Source organism: Roseomonas sp. F4, assembly GCF_053891155.1.
Window position 1 is genome coordinate 183,259 of record NZ_JBSSHK010000004.1, and the last position, 20,523, is coordinate 203,781.

General features: G+C 69.3%; 18 protein-coding genes. 10 read left to right on the forward strand and 8 right to left on the reverse strand.

The annotated features are described in order from the left end of the window. The first annotated feature begins 65 nt into the window (after positions 1 to 65). A complete protein-coding gene (thiL, locus tag ACVFYP_RS17310) occupies positions 66 to 1,019 on the forward strand; it encodes a thiamine-phosphate kinase (RefSeq protein ID WP_499201446.1) in 954 nt (317 codons plus the stop codon). Then, complete coding sequence (locus tag ACVFYP_RS17315; RefSeq protein WP_499201447.1) at positions 1,019 to 2,212, forward strand: MFS transporter; 1,194 nt, start codon at positions 1,019 to 1,021, stop codon at positions 2,210 to 2,212. Before thiL ends, ACVFYP_RS17315 begins: the two co-directional genes overlap by 1 nt. Before the next feature lie 3 nt (positions 2,213 to 2,215). Here the strand turns inward: ACVFYP_RS17315 and ACVFYP_RS17320 are convergent, their stop codons facing one another. The 5 genes from ACVFYP_RS17320 to ACVFYP_RS17340 form a co-directional block, all read right to left on the reverse strand. Beyond that, positions 2,216 to 2,875 carry a DsbA family oxidoreductase gene (locus ACVFYP_RS17320; protein WP_499201448.1) on the reverse strand — a complete coding sequence of 220 codons (660 nt, stop codon included), beginning with the start codon at positions 2,873 to 2,875 and terminating at the stop codon, positions 2,216 to 2,218. Between the two features lie 32 nt (positions 2,876 to 2,907). Beyond that, entirely contained in the window at positions 2,908 to 3,294 is a 387-nt protein-coding gene (locus ACVFYP_RS17325; protein ID WP_499201449.1) for a DUF4345 domain-containing protein, read from the reverse strand. Between the two features lie 10 nt (positions 3,295 to 3,304). Then, positions 3,305 to 3,475, reverse strand: a complete 171-nt coding sequence (locus tag ACVFYP_RS17330) for a hypothetical protein (protein ID WP_499201450.1) — start codon at positions 3,473 to 3,475, stop codon at positions 3,305 to 3,307. Positions 3,476 to 3,750: 275 nt separating this feature from the next. Then, a complete protein-coding gene (locus ACVFYP_RS17335; RefSeq protein ID WP_499201451.1) occupies positions 3,751 to 4,125 on the reverse strand; it encodes a hypothetical protein in 375 nt (124 codons plus the stop codon). A 127-nt stretch (positions 4,126 to 4,252) separates the two neighbouring features. After that, positions 4,253 to 5,539: a glycosyltransferase family 4 protein gene (locus tag ACVFYP_RS17340; RefSeq protein WP_499201452.1), complete on the reverse strand. Its 1,287-nt coding sequence runs from the start codon at positions 5,537 to 5,539 to the stop codon at positions 4,253 to 4,255. A gap of 496 nt (positions 5,540 to 6,035) precedes the next feature. On the opposite strand from ACVFYP_RS17340, the gene ACVFYP_RS17345 reads away from it, so the two are divergent. The 8 genes from ACVFYP_RS17345 to galE all read left to right on the forward strand — a co-directional run bounded on the left by ACVFYP_RS17345 (position 6,036) and on the right by galE (position 17,037). After that, positions 6,036 to 7,127 carry a glycosyltransferase family protein gene (locus tag ACVFYP_RS17345; RefSeq protein WP_499201453.1) on the forward strand — a complete coding sequence of 364 codons (1,092 nt, stop codon included), beginning with the start codon at positions 6,036 to 6,038 and terminating at the stop codon, positions 7,125 to 7,127. Between the two features lie 92 nt (positions 7,128 to 7,219). Next, positions 7,220 to 8,851, forward strand: a complete 1,632-nt coding sequence (locus ACVFYP_RS17350) for an ABC transporter permease (protein WP_499201454.1) — start codon at positions 7,220 to 7,222, stop codon at positions 8,849 to 8,851. After that, entirely contained in the window at positions 8,851 to 9,519 is a 669-nt protein-coding gene (locus ACVFYP_RS17355) for an ABC transporter ATP-binding protein (RefSeq protein WP_499201455.1), read from the forward strand. Before ACVFYP_RS17350 ends, ACVFYP_RS17355 begins: the two co-directional genes overlap by 1 nt. Next, positions 9,512 to 10,708 (forward strand): KpsE/RkpR family capsule polysaccharide export protein, encoded by a 1,197-nt coding sequence (locus tag ACVFYP_RS17360; RefSeq protein WP_499201456.1) that lies wholly within the window; start codon positions 9,512 to 9,514, stop codon positions 10,706 to 10,708. The genes ACVFYP_RS17355 and ACVFYP_RS17360 overlap by 8 nt, the downstream gene beginning before the upstream one ends. Continuing rightward, positions 10,705 to 11,694: an FkbM family methyltransferase gene (locus ACVFYP_RS17365; RefSeq protein WP_499201457.1), complete on the forward strand. Its 990-nt coding sequence runs from the start codon at positions 10,705 to 10,707 to the stop codon at positions 11,692 to 11,694. The genes ACVFYP_RS17360 and ACVFYP_RS17365 overlap by 4 nt, the downstream gene beginning before the upstream one ends. After that, complete coding sequence (locus ACVFYP_RS17370; RefSeq protein WP_499201458.1) at positions 11,691 to 14,735, forward strand: methyltransferase domain-containing protein; 3,045 nt, start codon at positions 11,691 to 11,693, stop codon at positions 14,733 to 14,735. Before ACVFYP_RS17365 ends, ACVFYP_RS17370 begins: the two co-directional genes overlap by 4 nt. A 90-nt stretch (positions 14,736 to 14,825) precedes the next feature. After that, complete coding sequence (locus ACVFYP_RS17375; RefSeq protein ID WP_499201459.1) at positions 14,826 to 15,869, forward strand: lipid A deacylase LpxR family protein; 1,044 nt, start codon at positions 14,826 to 14,828, stop codon at positions 15,867 to 15,869. A gap of 166 nt (positions 15,870 to 16,035) precedes the next feature. Beyond that, entirely contained in the window at positions 16,036 to 17,037 is a 1,002-nt protein-coding gene (gene galE, locus ACVFYP_RS17380; protein ID WP_499201460.1) for a UDP-glucose 4-epimerase GalE, read from the forward strand. A 31-nt stretch (positions 17,038 to 17,068) separates the two neighbouring features. Here the strand turns inward: galE and ACVFYP_RS17385 are convergent, their stop codons facing one another. Genes ACVFYP_RS17385 through ACVFYP_RS17395 form a run of 3 tightly spaced genes read right to left on the reverse strand, consistent with a single transcriptional unit; the run spans position 17,069 to position 20,522 of the window. After that, complete coding sequence (locus tag ACVFYP_RS17385) at positions 17,069 to 17,374, reverse strand: hypothetical protein (protein ID WP_499201461.1); 306 nt, start codon at positions 17,372 to 17,374, stop codon at positions 17,069 to 17,071. 11 nt (positions 17,375 to 17,385) lie between these two features. Next, positions 17,386 to 18,774, reverse strand: a complete 1,389-nt coding sequence (locus ACVFYP_RS17390; RefSeq protein ID WP_499201462.1) for an HlyD family type I secretion periplasmic adaptor subunit — start codon at positions 18,772 to 18,774, stop codon at positions 17,386 to 17,388. Next, positions 18,771 to 20,522: a type I secretion system permease/ATPase gene (locus ACVFYP_RS17395; RefSeq protein ID WP_499201463.1), complete on the reverse strand. Its 1,752-nt coding sequence runs from the start codon at positions 20,520 to 20,522 to the stop codon at positions 18,771 to 18,773. The genes ACVFYP_RS17390 and ACVFYP_RS17395 overlap by 4 nt, the downstream gene beginning before the upstream one ends. Position 20,523: the final 1 nt, after the last annotated feature.

A 20,523-nucleotide genomic window follows, 5' to 3' on the forward strand; every position in this document is an offset into this window, starting at 1 on the left:
AGGAAAATTCTAATGATTTCAACGGGCATTAATACTCAAGCTCGATTCTTCTACGCGCTCTGACCATGGCGCTGCCCGGGGAGTTCGGGCTGATCGCGCGGCATTTCGCGCCCCTGGCGGGGCGCGGTGCGCTGGGCCTCGGCGACGATGCCGCGCTGCTCGACCCGCCGCCGGGGCGCACCCTGGTGCTGGCGGCGGATGCCATGGTGGCGGGCGTGCATTTCCTGGCGGATGACCCGCCGGAGACGTTGGGCCGCAAGCTGCTGCGGGTGAATCTGTCGGACCTCGCCGCCATGGGCGCGGTGCCGCTGGCCTATCTGATGACCACCGCCTTTCCACGCGGCGTGACCCAGGACTGGATCGCGGCCTTCGCGGCCGGGCTGGCGCAGGACCAAGCGGAATTCGCCATCGAATTGCTGGGCGGCGACACCGTGGCGACAGAAGGGCCGGCGACCTTCTCGCTGACCATTCTCGGCCATGTGGCGCCCGGCGCGGCGCTGCGCCGGGTGGGATCGCGGCCGGGGGATGATGTCTGGGTCTCGGGCAGCATTGGCGACGGGGCGCTGGGGCTGCTGGCGCTGACGGGGGGGCTGCCGGCCGATTCGCATCTGGCCGAGCGCTACCGGCTGCCACGGCCGCGCCTGGCGCTGGGCCAGGCGCTGGTCGGGCTGGCGCATGCGGCGATGGATGTCTCGGACGGGCTGGTGCAGGACCTCGGCCATCTGGCCCGGGCCGCTGGCTGCGCGGCGGTGATCGAGGCCGATCTGGTGCCGCTCTCCGACCCGGCCCGCGCGGCCCTGGCGGATGATGCGGCGCTGCTATCGCGCATCCTGACGGGCGGCGACGATTACGAGCTGGTCTTCACCGCCGACCCCGCCGCGCGGGACGCCGTGCACGCCCTATCTGGCACGACGAAGGTGACCCGCATCGGCCATATCGAGGCCGGGGAGGGGGTGCGTGTGCGGGATGCCGCCGGCCGTGCCCTGGATCTGCAAGCGACCGGCTGGAGCCACTTCTGATGACCGCGACCGACATGCAGGCCGAGCGCGCGATGAAGCGCGATGTCCGTCTGCTGTTCTTCTGCCAGGCGCTGATGAACGCCTCCGTCGTCGGCCAGGTCGCGATGGGCGGGCTGGTCGGCTACAGCCTGGCCACGGACAAGTCGCTGGCAACGCTGCCGCTGGCCTTGCAGATGGTGGCCACCATGACGGCCTCCATCCCGGCAGGGATCATCTTCGCCCGCCTTGGCCGGCGCGCCGGCTTCCTGATGGGGGCGGCGGGGTCTTTCTGCGGCGCGCTGACCTTCGCGCTGGGCATTTGGCTCGGCGATTTCTGGGTCTATGCGCTGGGCGCGCTGCCCGCCGGCATCGGATTCGGCATCGCCCAGCACTATCGCTTCGCCGCCGCCGAGGTCGCCAGCCCAGCCTATCGGCCCAAGGCCATCTCCCTGGTCATGGCCGGTGGCGTGCTGGCCGCGATCTTCGGGCCGGAACTGGTGAAGCACAGCAAGGATATGCTGGAGCCCTTCCTGTTCCTCGGCACCTATCTGCTGCTGTCGCTGCTGCCGATTCTTTGCGCCGTGCTGCTGACCATCGTGCGGCTGCCGCCGGCGCCACCACGGCCGAAGGTGGCGACGCCGATCATCGAGATCCTGCGCCGCCCCGCCTTCCTGGCCGCGGCCGGCACCGGCGCCATGGCCTATGGCACGATGAACCTGCTGATGACCTCGACGCCGCTGGAGATGATGGCCTGCGGCTTTGGCGTCGGCGCCAGCGCCACGGTGATCCAGGCCCATGCGGTGGCGATGTTCGCCCCCGGCTTCTTCACCGGCCGGCTGATCGCCCGCTTTGGCGCGCGGACCATCATCGCCACGGGCGCGGTGCTGAACGCGCTCTGCGTTGCGGTGGCGGTGCAGGACGAGACCTTCTGGCACTTCGTCGCCGCGCTGGTGCTGCTGGGGTTGGGCTGGAACTTCATGTTCACCGGCGCCACCACGCTGCTGGGCGAATCCCATGCGCCGGAGGAGCGGGTGCGCGCGCAGACGGCGAATGACTTCATCGTCTTCGGCACCGTCGCCTGCACGGCGCTGGGCTCCGGCGTCATCCATGCCACGCTGGGGTGGGAGGTGCTGAACCTCATGCTGCTGCCGGCGCTGGTCTTCGCGCTGGGGCTGACCCTGTTCCTGCGGCCGAAGCGCCCCCGGATGGCTTAGGGGCTAGCCTTCCACGACCGCCACATCCAGCAGCCGCTCGATCACCTCCGGCTCCTGCGCCCCGGCGATGGCATGGCGCCCCTGGACCACGAAGCAAGGCACGCCATTGATGCCCAGGCGATGGGCGCGGAGGTTGTCGGCATGCACCGCCTCCGCCTCCGCCGTGCTCGACAAAAGCCGGCGGGTGGTGCTGGGGTCCATGCCGAGGGCCGCGGCAATCCGTACCAGCACGCCCAGCTCCCCGATATCCTGCCCCTCGCAGAAATAGGCCTGGAACAGCGAATCGACTGCCTCGGTGGCGACCCCATGTCGGTCCGCGAGGCGCACCAGGCGATGCGCGTCGAGCGAGGGCGGGATGCGGCGGATCAGGTCGAACTGGAAGGCCACGCCCTCATTCCGGCCGAGCTCTGCGATGGTGGCGTGCAGGCGGCGGGCGCGGTCCTCGCCACCGAATTTGCGGATGATGTAGTCCTGGCGTGGCACGCCGCCCGCCGCGATGTCCGGGTTCAGCAGGAAGGGGCGCCAGGCGATGTCGGCGGCGATATCGGGCCGCATGCGCAGGGCGCGCCGCAGCCTGCGGGTGCCGAGGAAGCACCAGGGACAGACCAGGTCAAAGACCACATCGATCTGCAGACGCGCGCGGGGCGGGGCAAGGACGTTCACGCGACCATGTTAGCACCACGTCGTGCCGGACGTCAGGCCGGGATGGACCTCGATGCGGCAATGCGCGCCTGCCACAGGCAGAGCAGCGGTGTCACCAGCAACTCCATGCCCAGCGCGGCGCCCATCGGCAGGCCGGGCCAGCCCTGGCCCGGAAGCGCCGCCAGCCGCGCCAGCCCGCCCAGCACAACGATCACCGTCAGCAGGCGAAAGCGGGCGGTGCGATGGGGCAGGGCGGGAATCGTGCTCCAGAATCCCAGGCCGATCGCCAGCAGCAGGCCCGAGAGGTAGCGGAAGTGGCTGTCAGCCGCCGCATCGGCGGCGCCGATCCCGATCATGCCCGGCCCAAGCAGCACACCTGCACCACCGGCGAAAACCGGTACGCAGCCGCCAAGCGCCACGGCCAGGCGGAGCAGTTTCAACTGGGACAAGCTACCAGCGCTGCAGCGGGTCGTAGGGCTGCACGGCGGCAGGTGGGTCCAAGGCGGCGCTCACCACGTCACCAAGGCCCAGCAGCAGGGCAGCGAGCCCCCCGACCGCCACCACCACAAAGGCGGTACGGAACAGACGTCGTTGACGAATCTGGGCTGGCGACCGCTGCATGCGGCGGAAACTAGGATGGACCCGGCCGGCAAGTCTACCCAAGGTTGCGAGCTCGCATCGTTGACCCGGTTTGCGCGAATCGCGTCCCGGTTGTACCGCAGGCGGATCGTAAAACGCGGCCGTGCGGGCCCCTGGTTGCAGGCCCTTGCAAACCAAAAAGAAATTCGAGCCGGAATGATGTGACGGCTGTGCAGGTCTTGATAAGTGAGACATCGCCGATTGCGATCACTGTTTTAGCGCCAGGTGAAACGCTCGATGCGATGCGGGCTGGGACATCACAAATTCGTGACTTTACCTTCTTCCAGATCTCCCCTGGCCCGCGCCGCGGCATCCCGCGTTGCGACCAGGGCGGCCAGCATGGCGCGCGCCTGCTTCATCGCGGCGGCCTCGCCAGCATCGAGGTCAGCGACCTGTTCCTCGGCATGTCCGATGCCGGAGGAGAACTGCTCATGCAGTTCATCCAGCCGCTCGCGGATTTCCAACCGGTCCGCTTCGGGCGTGCCGAGCCACTCGCCGGCGATCACCTGAACCTCCCGTGCCATGCGGCCTGGCGCGGCGCCACGACCGGCCAGGGCCAGAAGGCGGGTGATCGCGGCGTCCACCGGGCGCGGCGCGCGTCGGGGACGCGACGCCTGATTGCGTGCAGCCATGATGAGGGACCTCTTTGGGACTCGCACCCTATCATATTCTAGTTTTGTTCCAAAGCGCCGCGCCGCTTATGGCGGGACAGCGCGGCCGAATGATCGCTATCGGCCATCCCGACTGTCCGGCGCAGTCCTAGGCTTCCAGATCGTCCAGGAAGCTCAGCACGGTATCGATATGGGCGGGCCAGTCCGGCGCCTCCCAGCCCGCCAGCCGGCGGAGCTGCGCGGCGCGCCGGGGCGCGTCGGGGCGGGCATAGTCCTGCACTGCCTGTTGCCAGGCGGGCAGGTCAAGCGGGTCGAGATATTCGGCGACGGGTCCGGCCAGTTCGCGATGCGCGGCGATATCGCTGCACAGCACCGGGGTGCCGCGGGTCAGCGCCTCCGCCACCGGCAGGCCAAAGCCCTCGGCGAAGGAGGGCATCAGCAGCGCGCGGGCATGGTCCATCAACCCGGCCACGATGCCATCCGAAACTCGGCCGAGTTCCACCAGATGCGGCCGCAGCCTGGCGCAGCGATCCAGCAGGTCCAGCACCTGTTCATTGTCCCAGCCGCGACTGCCGACGATGACCAGCTTCGGCACGGGCCCCGGCTGCTCCGCCAGGCGGCGCCAGAGATGCAGCAGCATCAGATGGTTCTTGCGCGGCTCAATGGTGCCGAGACACAGGAAGAAGGGCGCGTCGCCCAGCGCCGGCGGCAACGCGGCGGCACGACGCGGCACCACGCCCAGCGGCGCCGCCAGCAGCGGCAGTCCGGCTGGCAGCAGGGGCCGCAAGCTCGCCGCGGTGGCCGCGGAATTGGCAATCACGGCGCTGGCATGGTCGGTGATGGTGCGCAGCCGGCGGAGGTGCCGCGCTGTTTCCGCGGGCGACACATATTCGGGCCAGTCCAGCGGGATCAGGTCGTGCACCAGCGGCACCAGCCGCGCGCCGCTGCCGCGCAGCAGCCGCGCGACGGCGCCGGTATGCGCCAGCGGGTGGTGGGAGACATTGAGGTAGAAGGGCGCGGGTGCCCCTGGGGGCGCTGACGGCGCCCTGGCCCAGGGGGCGAGGCTGCCCGCGAACAGCGCCAGGGCGCGCGGGGCGAGTCGGGACAGGGTGCCTGCTTCCCAGGCCGGACCAATGGCGCGGACCAGCGCCGCGCAACGGTCATGCGGCAGCAGGCCGAAGCCGCCGCGATAATCGTAGGCCACGAAACGCAGACGATCGCCTGCCAGGGCGAGCAGATGTTCGGCATAGGCCAATTCGACCCGATCCACCCCCGTCAGCGTGCCCCGGAAAACGCGCCAGAGAAGGCGGGAGAGATCGAGCCAGAGCGGCGGCGGCGGACGATGGCTGCGCAACAGCCGCCCTGTCGCCGGGCAGGGCCTGCGCACCGTAAGGGCCGGCGGACTGTCCAGCAGCCGGAGCGCTGGCGCACTCATGCGACGCAGTCCGGGGTGGCCCGATCAACCAAGATGATTATCAGTTTTTGTTCTGAATCTCGCATTATTATACTGATCCATCACCCCATCCGCATGCTTGCACCGGCGTCATGCGAAGGTGTAATCATCTACCTTGAGTTGTTGACCAAAGGCAAATGGGAACGCACAGGCTGTGCATATTGGACATAAATCCCCGCCTGCGGGCCATCGCATGGGCCAGCGCCCGCGTCTGGCGATCATCAGTACCTATGATGAGCTCTGTGGAATCGCTGGATATACCCGTGCGCTTGAACGGCAGCTCCGGGACTCGATGGATGTTCGGGTCTTCGATCTTGACCAATATTTGCTGCGGAGTCCGCATCGTCAGGTCCAAGTTTTGGCGGATCAGCACATTAAAGAAATTGCGACGAGTCTCGCAGAATACGACAGTGTTAATATTCAGTTAGAGCATGGCACGCTCGGTCGCACGGCCGCACAGATTCTTCGGCGATTTCGCGTGCTGGCCCGTGCCGCGCCTTCCCTGTCTGTGACCTTCCACACCATCCTCGACGAGGTGGTGGTCCCCTATGGCGAAATCCTGCAACTCGCCGGCAAGCTGCGCCTGGTCCGCGCAGCCACCGTGACAGTGGAAAGCCTGCGCGCCTGGTCGCTCGCCACCGGCGTCTCCGCAGAGCTGCGGCGCCAGCAGCGGCGCAAGCCCGTGCATGTCATCGCCCATACGCGGCGCGACATGCGCCTGTTGCGGGACGTGCACAGGCTGGCCGATGTCCACCACCACCCGCTGGCCTTCGTGCCGGCCGCGGATGCCGCCGCCATTCGCGCCGCGGCGACGCGCGACGCCTTTCCGATGATGAAGCGGCTGCCGCCAGAGGCGAAGCTGATCGGCACCTTCGGCTTCCTCTCGCCCTATAAGGGCTTCGAGACGGCGGTGGAGGCGCTGCGCTACCTGCCGCCCGACCATCATCTGCTGGTCTTCGGCGGCATCCATCCCCAGGCCATCGCCCGCCATGCGCCGCGCGACGCCTATATCGACCGCCTGCTGACCAAGGGGCGGATCGGCCAGACCGTGATCGACGAGCTGCGCCAGGGCGGTGCCACCAACCTGACGCTGGATGCCTCCGCGCGGGATCTGCTGGCGCGGCATCCGCAGGATCTGCACGACCGGCTGCACTTCATGGGCGTGCTGGACGATTCCCAGTTCATGACCGCCATGGCGCTGTGCGACACGGTGGTGCTGCCCTATCTGGAGGTCGGGCAATCCAGCAGCGGCCCGATCGCCATGGCGGTGGATATGGGCTGCCGGGTCATCGCCTCCCGCACCCGCGCCTTCCTGCAATTCGCCCGCTACCATCCGGGGCGGGTGGAGTTTTTCGACATCGGCAACTTCGCCGAACTCGCCCGGCGGATCGAGGCCGGGCCGCCGCCGCCACCCGACCGGGCTTCGACCCATGACGCGCGCAGCAATGCGGCGCTGTATCTGAAGGTGAGCCTGCCGCCCGGCATGCTGCCGCCCGCGAAGCCCGAGGAGGCGTCGCTGGCCAGCCCCGTGCAGCTCATCCCCGCGCAGCCGGCCGAGGTGCTCGGCTGATGGCGCACAGCTGCTTCACGCGCTGCCCTGTCCGTGTTCCGCATGATGCGTCATGCGGCATGCGGGCAGGCCGCTAGGGGCCGCGTCGCGCCATGGTGCAGGATGCGCCGCGGCCCCTTTCGGCGATCGCCACCGCGATCGAATCCGGCCTGGCGCAAGAGGCTGCGATGCTGTTCGACCGCTGGCCTGATCCGCCGGCCGCGGAGGCGCTGCTCGCCGCCGTGCTCCTCGACCGCCGCGCCGCGCTGCCCAACCTGCTGACGGCGCGGGAGGTGACGCACCCACGGCTGGAGGCGGCGCTGCGCGAGATCGGCCTGCCGACGGATGCCCCGGGGCCGAGCCTCGTCGCCGCCCTGCTCGCCGCGGCGCGGGATCCGGAGGCGGAGGTGCCGCGGGTGCATTTTGCCTCCCTGATCCTGGTCGCCGGGCGGCATCAACTGGCGGAGGCGCTGCTGCTGCCGGCCTGGCGGGGCGGGGCCAGCAGCGCGATGGTTGCGCGCGCCCTGTCTGGCACCTGGATGCTGCTGGGGCGGGACGCGCCGGCGCTGGAAGCGGCGCGCATTGCGGCGGAAGCCGCGCCCGAGCAGCCGGAATTGCTGGAACATCTGGCCGGGCTGCTGCTGCGTGCGGCGCAGCCGGGACCGGCGCTGCTGGCGGCGGGGCGGGCCATCGGCGCCGCGCCGGACTCGCACCAGGCCTGGCGCCTCGCCTCCTCCGGCCTGCTGGAGCTGGGGCATACCGCGGATGCGATCAACGCGGCGAACCGGGCCGCCCGGCTGTCGGGCCTGCACCGGCCGCATGCCGAGCAGATCCGCGTGGCCCATGCCGCGGAAAAGCCGGTGCCGCCAACCATCGCGGAAGCTGTGCCCGCGCCGCGCGCCGTGCCGCAGCCAGGCTGGGCACGGGTGCCGGCGCAGCTGGCGCCGCCGCCGCCGCCGCCGCTGGGCCGCGCCATGGCAACCCGCGCGCGCATCGTCGATGCGCTGCTGCTGCGGGAAACCCGGACGATGTTCAGCAGCAGCCGCCTTGGCTACGCCTGGGCGCTGTTCGAACCACTGTCGCATGTGCTGCTGCTGAGCGCGGTGTTCCTGTTCCTCGGTCATGACAGCCAGCCGCCGATCGGCAACGCCATGCTGACCTTCTACATGACCGGCGTGCTGTCCTTCCTGTTCTTCGCGCATATGACGGAACGCGCGATGGACCTGCCGGCGGCCAACAGGTCGCTGCTGCTGGTGCCGGCGGTCGGGCTGTTCGACGTGCTGGCGGCGAAGTCGTTGCTCTCGGCGGTGACGGATCTGGTGGTCGCGGCGCTGACCTTCACGCTGCTGATCATCTTCGGCGTCGGCCATCTGCCGGAGGACCCGGCCTCGATGATCGCCTGCTACGTGATGCTGTTCCTGCTGTCCTTCGGCGTCGCCTGCGTGAACATGGTGGTCTCCACCTACAGCTCCGCCTGGGAGAAGCTGTGGCCGAGCTTCCTGCGGCTGCAATACTTCACCTGCGGCGTCTTCTACCATCCGCTCGACATGCCGGAGGATATCCGCAGCCTGATCCTGCTGAACCCGCTGGTGCATGTCACGGAATGGATGCGGCAGGCCTATTTCCACGGCTATGAAAGCCCGTTCCTCGACGTCGGCTATCTTTCGCAATGGACCATCGGCTGCCTGTTGGTTGGCACTGGCCTGTTCGCCGCGACGTCGCGCCAGATGCGGCGGCCCGCCTGATGGTGATCCTGGAAGGTGTCAGCAAATCCTACCGCACCGCAGATGGCGGCAGGCGGGCGATCCTGCGCGATGCGACCATGGCCTTTCCCGCCGGGCTGAAGGTGGGCGTGCTGGGGCCGAACGGCGCCGGCAAGTCCACGCTGCTGCGGCTGATCGCGGGGACGGAGCCGCCGGATACCGGGCGCATTCACCGCCATGGCCGCGTCTCCTTCCCCATGGGCTTTTCCGGCACCTTCCATCCGCAGCTCAGCGGGCGGGAGAATCTGCAATTCCTGGCTCGGATCTATGGGCTGGACGCGGCCGCCATGGTGCGCGCGGTCGCCGACTTCACCGAGTTGACGGTCGAGATGGATGCGCCGCTCGAGCACTACTCCTCCGGCATGATGGCGAAGTTCGCCTTCGGCGCCTCGCTCGCCATCGATTTCGATGTCTATCTCGTCGATGAAATCACCGAGGTTGGCGATGCGCGTTTCCGCGCGCGCTCCGTCGCCGCCTTCCGCGACAGGCTGCGGCACGCCTCGCTGATCCTGGTGTCCCACAACAGCCAGACCATTCGCAGCCTCTGCGACTGCTGCGCCATCCTGTCCGACGGCGCGCTGATCGCCTTCGACACGGTGGATGAGGCTCTGGACCGCTATGCCGAGATGATGGGGGTTGCCGATGCTTGAAACCGAGACTCGACCCCGGACCCTGGAGGATCTGCTGCGGCAGCAGCAGGGCGGCCAGCAGGCGCCATCGCACAAGCCGCCCACGCCAGTGCTGCGGCCGAAGCGGGGGAAGGGGCTGTTGCTGGGCTTCCTGCTGCTGGTGCTGCTGCCAACGCTGGCCTTCGGCGCCTGGCAGGTGGGCTGGGCCGCCGATCAATATGCGGTGGACATCCGCTTCGCGGTGCGCCCGGCCGACCCGGCCCGCGCGACCCTGCCCGCAGGCATGCTGGCGGGCGGCATCGCCGGCAATACGGATGCCTATGCGGTGGTGCAGCACCTGCAAAGCGCCGCGGCCATCCTGGCGGTCGGGCGCCATGCCGATGTGCGCGGCATTCTCGGGCGGGCGGAGGCCGATCCGTTGGCCTGGCTCGACCCCACCGCGCCGATCGAGACCGCGCTGCGCGCCTGGCGGCGACAGGTGCGGCCCTATTTCGACCGCGCCAGCGGCATCGTCACGGTGGAGCTGCGCGCCTTCACGGCGGCGGATTCCTTCGCCCTCGCCCAGGCGGTGGAAAAGGCGTCGGAGGAATTGGTCAACGACATGTCGGCGCGCAGCCGGGCGGAGCTGATGGCCGCCGCCGAGCGCGATGTCGCCCAGGCCGAGGCCCGCTTCGCCGCCGCCCGCATCGCCGTGCAGGCGTTTCGCGAGAATCGCCAGGTGGTCGATCCACGGCGCAATGCCCAGGCCTATTCGGAACATCTGGTGAAGCTGCAGTCGGACGTGATCGCCATGCGCGCGCAGCTGGCCAATCTGCGCGCGGTGATGAGCGACAGTGCCACGCCGGTGATGCAGCTGCTCGGCAATCTGCGCGCGACCGAGGCGCAGGTGGCGGAGGTGCAGGCGCGTCTGACCACGGCGGATGCGCGCGGCGGCGCCTTGAGCCAGAGCATCGGTGGCTTCGAGGCGCTGGAGACGGAGGCGATCTTCGCCCAGCGCGCCTATGAGGCCGCGATGTCCGCCTTGGAACGCAGCCGTGCGGAGGCGTCGCGCCAGCAGGTCTTTCTCGCCCCCGTGGTGCGGCCGGTGGCCCCGGAAGCGGCCATCTACCCGGCCCGCATCGCCAATACCGTCACCGTCTTCGCTGTCGCGCTGCTCGTCTGGTTCGTCGGCCTCATTGCCCTGCGCGCATTCCGGGAACATCTGGCATGAGCTATCTGGAAAGCCATGACGTCAGCTCGGCGATGTCCTCGCCATCGCAGCGGCGGGTGCTGCCCCTGGGGCCGGGGGAATTGCTGGTGGAGGCGGCCTGGGGCGGCTTCATGGTGGTGCCGGCCTTCAATCTGGACGTTGCCATCGGCGTGACGCGGGATGGGGTGCATGAGGCCTGGACCACGCGGCTGGTGCAGGAACTGCTGCGCCCCGGCGACACCTACCTCAATGCCGGGGCCAATTTCGGCTATTTCGTCTGCCTCGGCGGGCGTCTGGTTGGGTCGGAGGGGCGCGTCATCGGCGTCGAGCCGAACCCCCACATCCTGCCCTTCCTGATGAAGTCGCTCTACTGGAACGGCAGCATCGGCAACACCGACATCATCGGCCGCGCCTTGGCGGATGTGCCCGGGGAGACGCTGGAGTTCCATTTCGACCCGCAATATCTCGGCGGCGGCGCACCGCGCGGCATTTCCAGCCCGGTGGCGGAGGCGGCGGGGGACCATGCCGGTCTCGATCAGGCGCTGTGGTCGCCGGGCACCGTGCCCAAGCTGATGGATGCGGCCGGCTGCTGGGTGAAGGGCATGGGGCTGATGGTGCCCTTCACGACGCAGACCACCACCATCGACACGGTGATGGCACATCTCGCTCTGCCGAAGCTCGACCTGCTGCACCTGGATATCGAGGGGTCGGAGCCGCTGGCGCTGCTGGGTGCGAAGAACATCATCCACGCCTCGCCCCGCCTGCGCCTCATCACCGAATGGTCGGCCGGGCACTATTCCAAGGCCGGCCCGGCCATGCGCGCCGCCTTCGACGAGGTCTGGGCTATGTTGACGGGCCTTGGCTACCGCGTGCGGATGCTGCAGCCGGCGGTGGCGGCGGATGGCGGCATCCATGTCTCCCCACCGCTCAGCCACGAGACGATGACGGAGATGGCGCCGCATGGCGACTACGTCTGGATCAAGGCCGAGGAGGATCCCTTCCGTTGAATGCCCCCCTGACACAGCGGCCTCTGCCGGACCCGAATTCCACCACCACGCCACAGCGCCGGCCGGGCTGGGCCGCGGGGCGGCGGCTGGCCTTCCTGCACATTCCGAAGACCGCCGGCACCGCCTTCGGCGCGGCGCTGGCGCAGCATTTCGCGGCGGAGGAAATCGCCAGCACGCTGCGCCTGGCCCTCGCCGCGGGCGCGGCCGACCCGATGCTGGGTTGCGTCGCGCCAGCCTTTCGCGCGCTGGGTATCGGCAGCCATCTGGACCATGACAAGCTGGACGCGATCAATGCCTCGCTGCCGCCGGGGGAGAAGCTGTTCATCGTGACGGTGCTGCGCGATCCACGGGCGCGGCTGATCAGCCAGTATCGCCATTGGCGCCGCAGCGTCGATTCCACCCTTGCCGACCTGGCGCCTGAGCATCGGGAGGCCTTCCTGGCCGCCCGCCACATGTCGCTGGATGACTTCCTGGCCGCGCGCATCCCCTTCGCGGAAGATCATTTTCGCAACATGCAGGCACGTATGCTCAGTGGCTACGGCACCTCCGAGTTGATGGACGAGGCGACGCTGCTGGCCACCGCCCGGGCACGGATGGCGGCCATCGATGTCGTCGGCACCACGGATACGGTGGATGAAACGCTGGCGCGCATCGCCGAGGCCTATGGCTGGTCGCCGCCGGACAGCGTGCGGCCGCTGAACGTCGCGCCCGGCGAGGCGCCCGGGGAATTGGCGCCGGAGACGGAGGCGCTGATCGCCGAGCTCACCCGCGTCGACCGGGCATTGTGGGAGGAGGCGCAAGCCAGTGCCGACACATCGCCCTTACCGCGCGAGCAGCGCAGCTACTTCCTGCCGGATACGGCCATGACGGCGACGCTACTGGAAGGTGCGAAGATGCGCTTCGGCATGGACCAGGCGCTGGACGGCCAGGGCTGGCATGTGCGGGAAGGGGCGGGGGAGACGCTGTCCCGCTGGACCGGCCCCGGCCGCCGCGCCAGCATACGCCTGCGCGCGCCGCAGATGCGCCGCGTCGACCTCGCCATTCGCCTTGTCTCGGTACTGGACTGGGCGATGGTCGACGGCATCGCGCTGACACTGGATGGCGTGCCGCCGCGTGCGCCGCACCGGGTCGAACACGGTTTGCCCCAGCCGGTGCTGCATGCAAGCTTCGACATGCCGGATGCCGGCGACGGGCGGCGGGAGCTGGTGCTGGAGGTGCCCTTCACGAGGTCCCACCACGACATTGACCCGAGCATCGACGACACCCGCCAGAAGGGCATCGCGATCGGTGGGATCGTGCTCTCAGCGCCAGCGGACACGTCCGCCGGCCCGGCGACGTTGGGCGATCTGTTCTGGCCCGGCGCGCCCTGGTCGAACGCCAGCCCGGCCCAGCTGATGGATCTGGTGCCGTACCAGCCGCCGGAGGCGGAGCCGCCGGTCGCGGAGCGGCACATGACGCTCGACATGCCACTGCTGCGCGGCGTGCTGGAACTGGTCCAGCCGGACCATGTCTGGGCGGCCGCCTTGCAGACCTTCCTCGGTGCGGTCGAACGCGGCACGCCCCTGGCCCGGCCGTCGCCCGATGGGCGGCTCGCCGTGGTGGTGACGCTGTTCGAAATTGCGGCCCGCGGTGCCCCCATCGCCGCGCTGAGCGAGCGCTTCACGGAAGCGGTGCTGCTGTTGCCCTGCGCCGAGGACTTCCGGCTGCGTGAGGTGGCTGCGAGCCCGCTCTACGCGCCCTTCCTGCATATCGTCGGCTGCACCAATGGCGTGCTGGTCGCCAACCTGGCCGCGATGCGGCGGGAGGGGGGCCAGGCGCGGGTCGAGGCCCTGCTGCTCAAGCTGGAACGCATCTCCGCGACCATGCCGGAGAAGCTCGCCACGCTGCGCGGCGATTTCGCCCCGGCCTATGCGCTGCAACAGCTCGATGCGACTCTGCGCGGCATGGCGGCGTTGAATGACGGCACCGCCGGCACTCGCGACCTGCTGGCGACCCTGATGCTGGAAGCCGCGCCGCCAACGCCAAGCCCGGCCGCGTTGCGGGAGCGGGGGCGGGCGGTGCTTGCCAAGCCCGGCTCGCCGATCACGCTGGTGGAACCGGCGCTGCTGGGCCGGCTGGAGCAACTCCTCGATCAACTGGTCGCGGCATCCGAACCACAGGCCTGCTGGGACGCCGCCTTGGTGGCGCAGGAATGCGCCTTCCGCATCACCTCGATCCTGGCCGGCTGGCAGCGCTTCAACCTGTCGGGCAATGCCACGGGGCAGCTCGCTTTGGCGCTGCGTCCGGGGCTGCCCCGGCCGCCGCTCTATCCCAAGCCGGCCAAGCCCTTCGCCGAATACATCGACTTCTACAAATCCGAAGCCGTGGCCATGTCCCGCCATCCGCATGCGCCGGATCTCATTACCCGGCTCGACCTGCTGCGTGGCGGGCTGGACCATGTGACCCGCCTGAACCAGGCGGCGCGGGAGGTGGAGATCGCATTGCGGCTGCTGGGCGATCGTTTCCCCGGGGAGGAAATCCTCTGGGTCGATGCCGGCTGTTCCTACGGCGTCATCATGAATGCCGTGGTACCGCCGGCCAATATCCTTGGCCGCTGTGCCTTCCTCGGCTTTGACTTCAATGCTCCGGCGATCGAGGCGGCGCGGATCGTCGCGGGCAATCTCGGCCATGCCCATTGCCGCTACGAGATCGGCGATGTGGCGGAAGCGCGCAGCCTGGCGCAGGGGCGGCGCATCCATCTGATCACCGCCTTCGAGGTACTGGAGCATTGCCCCGACCCGGTGGCGGTGCTGCGCGACTACCGGGCGATGGAGCCGGGCATGCTGGTCATCGGCTCACCCCTAGCGGAAGCCCAGGGCATCTTCCCGGCGGAGCAGCATATCTGGGCCTTCAATGGCCGTGGCTTCGCCGAGATGGCGGAGGCGGCGGGCTTCACCGTCTATGGCATCAACCAGCGTCAGGTCGGGCATTTCGTGGGCGGCCATGACTGGGTAACGGTCGCCGCCACAACCGGGGACCCGAAGACGATGGCCATGCTCTGACGCGGTGACGTGGATGTGACCACCGCTGTTGCGTCTCGGCCGTGGGTGGCGGCGTTTGCTTGCGCCACCCGCAACGGATAGACCCGCGCCATGCGCAAAGCTCCGATCCTGCTGACCGTCCTCCTCGCCGCGACCCCCAGCTTCGGCCAGGGTCTGGTGCCCCGTCTCGGAGAGGCGCTGACGCCCACGGTGGGTGAGGTGACACCGCCGCCGCCGGACCCCTTCGGCAGCTGGACCTTCAACTACGAGAACGACACGCTGGGCGGCACCGACCGCAACTATACCAGCGGTTTGCAGCTCGCCTGGCGGTCGCCCTCCGCCGAATTGCCGGGGCCGCTGCGCTGGCTGAACGAACAGGCCACCCGGCTGCTCGGCCCCGGTCAGGTCCGCTGGGGTGCGGGCCTGTCCCAGGCAATCTACACGCCGGAGGATACGCAGCGGCGCAATCCGGACCCGCGAGACCGGCCCTATGCCGGGCATCTCTATGGCTCCCTCGTTTTGCAGCGGGACACCGGCTTCTCGCTGAACACGCTGGAACTCCAGGCGGGTGTCGTCGGCCCTTCCGCGCTGGGCGAGTTCGTGCAGAACACGGTGCATGAGGCGATCCGCGTCGACACTACCAAGGGCTGGGACAGCCAGCTCAAGGACGAGCTTGCGCTGAACCTGGTGTTCGAGCGCACGGTGCGGACCGCGCCGCTGGAATTCGGCAGCCTCCAGGCGGATATGCTGCCCTCCTATACCGTGGCGCTGGGCAATGTCTCGACCTATGCCGGCGTCGGCGTGACCTTCCGGCTGGGGCAGGGGCTGGAGGCGGATTACGGCGCGCCACGCATCCGCCCGGGGCTGGTGGGCTCCGCCTTCTTCCAGCCGCGTGAGGAATTCGGCTGGTACGGCTTCATCGGCGGCCAGGGCCGCGCCATCGCCCGCGACATCTTCTTGGACGGCAACACCTGGCGCGACGGCGGACCTTCGGTCGACAAGCGGCCCCTGGTGGCCGACGCCACGGCCGGGTTGGTGGTGCATTGGCGCGGCCTGCGCCTCGCCTATAGCCACGTCTGGCGTACCGAGGAGTTCTACGGCCAGCGGGGCGGGCTCGCGAGCTTCGGCTCGGTCGGCTTCACCGCGCGGTTCTGAGGCCGCGGGGCCTTACGCCCCGGCGGCACAGTCGCCGCTAGCGGAAATTTGCTGCATTGCGATAGGGCCGCAGGGCGCTGCCGCTATTTGCGCCACATTCCGCTGCTTAGACTGCGTCCATCGCCTATGCCGGCAGGGTCGTCGGCGCTGTGATGGAGCGAGCGATTTGGGCCGTTATCTGGTGACCGGCGGTGCCGGCTATGTGGGCAGCCATACCGTCCTGGCGCTGCGCGATCGCGGCGACGAGGTTGTGGTGCTCGATGACCTCTCCAAGGGCCATGCCGCCGCGGTGCCGGAGGGTGTCCGGCTGGTCGCCGGCCGCTGCGACGACCGCCGCGCCTTGACCGAGGCCTTCGGCACCGGCCGTTTCGACGCGGTGCTGCATTTCGCCGCCCTGTCCCTGGTGGGCGACAGCATGCGGGATCCGCTGCGCTACATGGCGGAGAACCTGTCGGGCCTGGCCGCCGTGGCGGGTGCCGCCGTGCAGCATGATTGCCGGCGCCTGGTGATGTCCTCCACCGCCGCGCTGTTCGGCTTTCCCGACCGCATCCCGATCGACGAGGAGCAACGCCTCGGCCCGGTTTCGCCCTATGGCGAGAGCAAGCTGATGTGCGAGCGGGCGCTGGACTGGGCGGAGAAGATCCACGGCCTGCGCTTCGCCTCGCTGCGCTACTTCAACGCCGCCGGTGCCGACCCCGAGGGCCGGGCCGGGGAGGATCATGACCCCGAGACGCATCTGGTGCCGCTGGCCATCGACGCGGCCTTGGGCTTGCGGCCGCCACTGATGGTCTTCGGCACGGATTATCCGACGCCGGATGGCACGGGCGTGCGCGATTATGTCCATGTGACGGATCTGGCGGATGCGCATCTGCGCGTGCTGCCGCTGCTGGAGGAACGCTCCGTCCGCTACAACCTGGGCAATGGCACCGGCTATTCGGTGCGCGAGGTGATCGACACGGTGGAGCGCGTCAGCGGCCGCCGGGTGCCGCATGCGCTGGGCCCGCGGCGGGAGGGTGATCCGGCGGTGCTGGTCGCTTCCTCCGCCCGCCTGCGGGCCGAGACCGGCTGGTCGCCGCGCTTCCCGAAGCTGGAGGATATCGTCCGCACCGCCTGGGATTGGCGCCTGGCCCATCCCGAAGGCTATGCGAAGGACCGTAAGGCGGCCTGACGGTCGCCCCCAATCGGCGCCCCTGTCGGCGTCAGCCGTTGAAGCGGAAGGCGCCGGCCACCTGGTCGGTGCCGCCAGCCTCGGCCTGCTGCTGCTGCTGCGTCTGCTGCGTCTGCATCGTCTCCCGCGCCTTGGCCTCGATCTGGCGCGTCACCTCCATCAGCACCTTGGCCAGATTCGGCAATTGCAGCACCGGCAGCACCAGCAGGGCGGAGGGTTCCGGCTTGTTGTCCTTGGAGCTGGCGGCGGTCTGCGCGCCAAGCGTGATGCGCGCCACGCCGCTGGCGACATGCACGTCGATGATGCCGTCGGCGAAAACGGTGGGAAGAGAGGTCATCAGGCGGTTCCTTACTGTTCGCGGAAGGCGCGGTGGAAACTGTCGATCAGCGGCTGGAGCATATAGCGGGCGAAGGTGCGTTCCCCGGTCTGGATCTGCGCCTCTACCGCCATGCCGGCGCGCAGGGTCATGCCCTCCAGCGCCGCGAGCTGCCCCTCATCGAGCCGGATCTGCACGCGATAGTAGCTGAGGCCGCGCCGCTCATCCTCCGTGACGTCGGAGGCCACAAAGGTAACGTGGCCGTGCAGATAGGGCACGACGCGCTGCTTGAAGGCAGGCAGGCGGATTTCGGCCTGCAGGCCCTGATGCACAAGGTCGATGTCGTTGGGCTGGACATGCACTTCCGCGATGATGCGGTCCTGTGCCGGCACCAGATCCATCACCGGATCGCCCGGCCGCACCACGGCGCCCAGGGTGAAGACCCGCAGGTTCAGCACCGTACCGGCCTCCGGCGCCGTGATCTCGAGCCGGGTGGAGACATTCTCGGCGGCCCGCAGACGCTCCTCCACCTCGGAAAGCCGCGCCCGCACGTCCCGCAACTCGGTCGAGGCCTCCTGGTCGCGGGTATTGCCGATCCGCTCCATTTCCCGCCGCGATTCCTCGATCTGGGCGCGGGATCGCAGGATCTGGTTGGTGATGTCAGTGATATTGCCGTCGGTGGAGGCGACCTGGCGTTGCAGCGCCAGCAATTGCGGCAGCCGCGCCAGGCCCTGGCGCAGCAGATCGGCCGTATTGCGTTCCTCCGCCTGTAGCAGCACCAGCATGCGCCGCTGCGCCGTCATCTGGCCCTCGGCGGCGGCGATGGTGGCGTTGTGCTGGTCGATCCGGGCGCGCTGGACCTGGATCTGGCTTTCTAGCGCGAGCCGGCGCGCCGCGAACAGCGCGATCTGGCCGGAGATCACCTCCGCCGCGCGGGGCTCGGTCGAGGCGCGGAGATCGGCGGGGAAGGCGATGTCCGAGCGATCGGCGAGTTCCGCCGCCAGCCGCGCATCCTGCGCCAGCAGCGCCCAGCGCTGGGCGCGCAGCGTTTCCGTCTGCTGTGCCGCCTGGGGCTGGTCGAGCCGCAGCAGCACCTGGCCGGCGGCGACGGTATCGCCGTCGCGCACCAGGATATCGCGCACGATGCCGCCTTCGAAATGCTGGACGGTGCGGCGCATGCCCTCCACCTTCAACTGGCCCGGCGCGATCGCGGCTTCGGCCAGCGGCACGGTGCTGGCCCAGAGGCCGAGGCCGACCACGAAGATGGCGAGGATGGCGTAGCCGATCAGCATCGGCACGCGGGTGCGCGGCTGCTCCGCATCCAGGATCAGTGACGCCTCGGCGGGCTGCCACAGCGCCGGGGGCGCGGCGGCGGGGCGGGGGGTGATCGCGCCGATCGGCTGGGAAATGGCCTCGCTCATCGCGCACCCTCCATACGGGCCGTGGGGGCTTCGGCCGGCCGGCCGATCTGCGACAGGCGCTTCAGCACCTCATTGCGCGGGCCAAAGGCCTCCGCCGCGCCGTCGCGCAGCAGCAGCACCTTGTCGACGCCCTGCACCAGGGTCGGGCGGTGGGAGACGAGGATCACCGTGGTGCCCTGCTTCTTCAAAGCCTCCAGCCCCTGGATCAGCGCCTGTTCGGCATCGCCGTCCAGGTTGGAATTGGGCTCGTCCAGCACGACGAAGCGGGGGCCGCCATACATGGCGCGCGCCAGGCCGATCAACTGGCGCTGGCCGCCGGAAAGGTGCTGGCCGCCATCGCCGATTTCCGTGTCGTAGCCCTGGGACAGGCGCAGGATCATCTCATGGCACCCGGCCAGCCGCGCCGCCTCGAACACGCCTTCCGGCGGTTCGTCGCGCATGCGGCTGATGTTCTTCATCACCGTGCCATCGAACAGTTCGACATCCTGCGGCAGGTAGCCGACATGGCGGCCGAAATCCTCCCGCTGCCAGGTGAAAACATCGGCGCCGTCGAGCCGCACGGTGCCGGCGGCAGGCTGGAGCGTGCCGATCAGCAGCCGGATCAGCGTGGTCTTGCCGGCGGCGGAGGGGCCGATGATCGCCATGCTCTCCCCGGCCGCGAGCTGGAAGGTGATGCCCTTGATGATGGCGACGGGTTGGCCCGGAAAGCCGAAGGTCACGCGCTCCGCGGAGACGCGGCCGGTCGGCGCGGGCAGGGCCATGCCGGGCGGACGGATGCGCGGCAGGGCCAGGAAGCCGAGTAGCCGGCGATAGGACTGCCGGGCCTGCACCAGTTGCTTCCAGCCGCCGATCATCTGTTCCACCGGCGCCAAGGCCCGGCCCATGATGATGGAGGCGGCGATGGAGGCGCCGGCGGTCATCTGCTGTTCCAGCACCAGATAGGCACCCGCACCCAGCACGCCCACCTGCACCGCGAGGCGGGAGAAGCGGGTGATGGAAAGCAGGATGGCGGCGCGATCCGCCGCGCGTTCCTGCGGCGGGATGCCGGTCGAAAAGCCCTCGCGCCATTTTTGCAGCACGGCGGGCGCCATACCCATGCTGTCGATCACCTCCGCATTGCGGACCATGCTCTCGGCGCGGCGCTGGCTGGTGAGGCTGGCGGTGCTGGCCTGCCGCACCAGGGCGCCGGTTGCCCATTCATTGGCCAGCGTCAGCAGGAACAGCAGCAGCGCGCCGCCCAGGGCGATCCAGCCTAGAATCGGATGCAGCGCGAAGATCACCGCGAGGTAGATCGGCACCCAGGGCACGTCGAACAAAGTGAGGGAGGCGGGTGATCCCAGCCAGGCGCGGCAGGCCGCCAGGTCGCGCAGCGCCTCCATCCGATAGGGGCGGCCGCGCAGCTGGCTTTCGATGGCGCGCAGGAAGGCCTCCGGCGCCACCTTGCCCTCCACCCACCCCGCCAGGCGCTGCATCACCTGGCCGCGCAGCCCGTCCAGCACCGCCATGACCAGCAGGGCGAAGAGCGCGATGGCGGTGAGGTAGTACAGCGTATCGAGGCTGCGGCTGCCCAGGACGCGGTCGAAGACCTGCATCATGTAGAGCGAGACGGTGAGTTGCAGCAGGTTCACCACGCCGCTGAACAGCCCGACGCCGATCATCTGCTGCCGGCAGGCCGCCATGGCACGGTGCAGCACGGTGTCGGAGGGACGATCGGTCGCGCCGGGCATGAGCGGTATGGGGGGGCGCATT

Bases quoted from the DNA above. Each gene is read 5' to 3' on its own strand.
- thiL (WP_499201446.1), top strand. From the start codon at position 66: ATGGCGCTGCCCGGGGAGTTCGGGCTGATCGCGCGGCATTTCGCGCCC.
- ACVFYP_RS17335 (WP_499201451.1), bottom strand. From the start codon at position 4,125: ATGGCTGCACGCAATCAGGCGTCGCGTCCCCGACGCGCGCCGCGCCCG.
- ACVFYP_RS17350 (WP_499201454.1), top strand. From the start codon at position 7,220: ATGGTGCAGGATGCGCCGCGGCCCCTTTCGGCGATCGCCACCGCGATC.
- ACVFYP_RS17340 (WP_499201452.1), bottom strand. From the start codon at position 5,539: ATGAGTGCGCCAGCGCTCCGGCTGCTGGACAGTCCGCCGGCCCTTACG.
- ACVFYP_RS17355 (WP_499201455.1), top strand. From the start codon at position 8,851: ATGGTGATCCTGGAAGGTGTCAGCAAATCCTACCGCACCGCAGATGGC.
- ACVFYP_RS17330 (WP_499201450.1), bottom strand. From the start codon at position 3,475: ATGCAGCGGTCGCCAGCCCAGATTCGTCAACGACGTCTGTTCCGTACC.
- ACVFYP_RS17395 (WP_499201463.1), bottom strand. From the start codon at position 20,522: ATGCGCCCCCCCATACCGCTCATGCCCGGCGCGACCGATCGTCCCTCC.
- ACVFYP_RS17375 (WP_499201459.1), top strand. From the start codon at position 14,826: ATGCGCAAAGCTCCGATCCTGCTGACCGTCCTCCTCGCCGCGACCCCC.
- ACVFYP_RS17360 (WP_499201456.1), top strand. From the start codon at position 9,512: ATGCTTGAAACCGAGACTCGACCCCGGACCCTGGAGGATCTGCTGCGG.
- ACVFYP_RS17390 (WP_499201462.1), bottom strand. From the start codon at position 18,774: ATGAGCGAGGCCATTTCCCAGCCGATCGGCGCGATCACCCCCCGCCCC.
- ACVFYP_RS17365 (WP_499201457.1), top strand. From the start codon at position 10,705: ATGAGCTATCTGGAAAGCCATGACGTCAGCTCGGCGATGTCCTCGCCA.
- ACVFYP_RS17385 (WP_499201461.1), bottom strand. From the start codon at position 17,374: ATGACCTCTCTTCCCACCGTTTTCGCCGACGGCATCATCGACGTGCAT.
- ACVFYP_RS17315 (WP_499201447.1), top strand. From the start codon at position 1,019: ATGACCGCGACCGACATGCAGGCCGAGCGCGCGATGAAGCGCGATGTC.